Raw genomic sequence first — 1,132 nt, forward strand, 5'->3', positions numbered from 1 at the left:
CTGCTGTGATGGAAGCAATGGGTTCTGTATTTACTAACAAGTATGCAGAGGGTTATCCATATAAAAGATATTATGGTGGATGTGAATTTGCTGACAAAGCTGAGCAATTAGCTATTGACAGAGCTTGTGAAATCTTTGGATGTTCTTATGCAAATGTTCAACCACATTCAGGTTCTCAAGCTAATGGTGCTGTATATGCTGCATTATTAAAAGCTGGTGATAAAATATTAGGTATGGATTTATCTCATGGTGGACACTTAACTCATGGTTCAAAGCCTAGTTTCTCTGGTAAGAACTATCAAGCATTCTATTATGGTGTTGAGTTAGATGGAAGAATCAACTATGACAGAGTTTTAGATATTGCTAAAATTGTTCAACCAAAAATCATTGTATGTGGTGCTTCAGCTTATGCTAGAGAGATTGACTTCAAAAGATTTAGAGAAATCGCTGATGAAGTAGGAGCAATTTTATTTGCTGATATCGCACACATTGCAGGTTTAGTTGCTGCAGGTGAGCACCAATCTCCATTCCCATATGCAGATGTTGTAACTACTACAACTCATAAGACTTTAAGAGGTCCTAGAGGTGGTATGATTATGACTAATGATGAAGATATTGCTAAGAAAATTAACTCAGCTATCTTCCCAGGTTTACAAGGTGGACCATTAGTACATGTTATGGCTGCAAAAGCAGTTGCATTTAAAGAAATCTTAGCTCCTGAGTGGAAAGATTATGCTAAACAAGTAAAAGCAAATGCTAAAAAACTTGGTGAAGTACTAGTATCAAGAGGATATGATATTGTTTCTGGTGGAACAGATAATCACTTAGTATTAGTATCATTCTTAAATAAAGAATTCTCAGGTAAAGATGCAGATGCAGCTTTACAAAATGCAGGTATTACTGTAAATAAAAATACAGTACCAGGTGAGACAAGAAGCCCATTTGTTACAAGTGGTGTAAGAATTGGTTCTCCTGCACTTACAGCAAGAGGAATGAAAGAGAAAGAGTTTGAATTCATTGCTAATAAGATTGCTGATATTTTAGATGATATTAATAATACTGATTTACAAGAACAAATCAAGGGTGAGCTTAAAGATTTAGCTAACAACTTTGTTATCTACAATCAATCGAC

Annotated in this window: 1 protein-coding gene; it reads left to right on the plus strand. The window is 35.1% G+C overall.

Going from position 1 to position 1,132, the window contains the following annotated elements; translation table 11 throughout:
* Positions 1 to 1,132, plus strand: a 1,132-nt coding sequence (locus CRV03_RS13920) for a serine hydroxymethyltransferase (protein ID WP_164968676.1), incomplete at both ends; no start/stop codon positions are given.

The sequence above is a fragment of the Arcobacter sp. F155 genome (assembly GCF_004116455.1).
Lineage (GTDB): Bacteria > Campylobacterota > Campylobacteria > Campylobacterales > Arcobacteraceae > Halarcobacter.